This is a genomic window from Allobacillus halotolerans, from assembly GCF_018967645.1.
Lineage (GTDB): Bacteria > Bacillota > Bacilli > Bacillales > Alkalibacillaceae > Allobacillus > Allobacillus halotolerans.
In genome coordinates, this window is sequence record NZ_JAHLZF010000058.1 from 1 (window position 1) to 1,351 (window position 1,351).

Consider the following 1,351-nt stretch of genomic DNA (forward strand, 5'->3'; position numbering starts at 1 on the left):
AGGTTCTTCACCGATAATTGTGGGTTTTGCTCCCTCTAATGCACTATTTCATCCGAATTTTCTCTAAAACGGCTGTTTACATTCTAATCGAATTCTTGTGAAGAAATGGTCTTGATTTCGATAGCCATATGCTTTGCGTTTAAGAACTTTGATTTTATTGTTTGTGCCTTCCATTGGTCCGTTGGTTAACCCATAAGTAAAAAAGTTTAATATTGGTTTCTTCCATTGCAGAAGGGTTTTAGCCACTTTTTGTAGAGCGGGAACCATTCCATACATATATTTTTGTATCCATTGTTTAAAATATCGGTCACCTTCATGAAAGTCTTTTGCTTCGTACATTTTTCTTAAGTCTTGCAGCGCTTGATAGAGTTCTTGGAGCTTAGGTTGATCTTCAAGAAGACAATCTCGTTCTTCCAATTCGTTATCCTTCAACTTACTAGGTAGCGTCATAAGTAATCGACGTTGGTGACGAATTTTCTTATGTTTATCCTCTTTAGAAATCAATTTTCTCGTTTGTTCAATCGTTCTTGTGAGTAGTTGAATGACATGGAATTTGTCAGCCACAATGTCAACTTCTGGCCAAACATCTATAATAGTTTCCGCTATTCCAGGTGCTAAATCCGTGACAACGACCTTTGGTGGTTGTCGAAATGGATAGTGAAGTAATCCATCCTGGATGGATTTTCGACTTTTCCCTTCACTAGTTTGCCAAATATGACCCGTGGTCGGATCCATTAAGGCAAATGCATAGCAATGACCTTTTCGAATCGCAAATTCATCTAAACATAGTTGTTCAGGAGAATCTGTTTCCTTGATATCAGGTAATAGATTTGAAGCTTGTTCGTAGAACCATCGTTCAACGTTGGAGTACGGTTCTAACAAATTATTAGCGACCTCTTGAATCGTTTTACCAAAACAGTACTCGGTCACTGTTGCCTTAAAGTGTTCTGTGACATGGCCGCGCTGAGGAATACCTTCCCAGTTACTAGACCATGTAATACCGCAGAGAGGACAACGAAAGCGATAAACCGGTATCTGCACATATAAATCGCGACGTCCTGGAATCCACTGATGACGTAACGTTCGTGATTTCCGGTTGTGAATATGCGCTTTAACATCGCACCCCGTGCAACGGTTATGAAGCTCGACAGGCTTTAATGTTGCGACCCATCGATCATCTTCAGATTTAAATAATTCATGTAAACGAAACTCTTTCAATTGAATGAGTTCTTTAGTAAACTGACGATACAAGTAGAACCTCTCCTCATTTTGTGTATTTGTTGGTTACTTATCACATTAGAGGAAGGTTCTACTTTTTTCAATGTTCACCACAACTTATAGTGATGAACCA

Annotated in this window: 1 protein-coding gene; it reads right to left on the bottom strand. The window is 39.0% G+C overall.

Features of this window, described 5'->3' with window-relative positions; translation table 11 throughout:
* Positions 1 to 63: 63 nt before the first annotated feature.
* Entirely contained in the window at positions 64 to 1,251 is a 1,188-nt protein-coding gene (locus tag KQ486_RS13980) for an ISL3 family transposase (RefSeq protein WP_216687993.1), read from the bottom strand.
* Between the last annotated feature and the right edge of the window lie 100 nt (positions 1,252 to 1,351).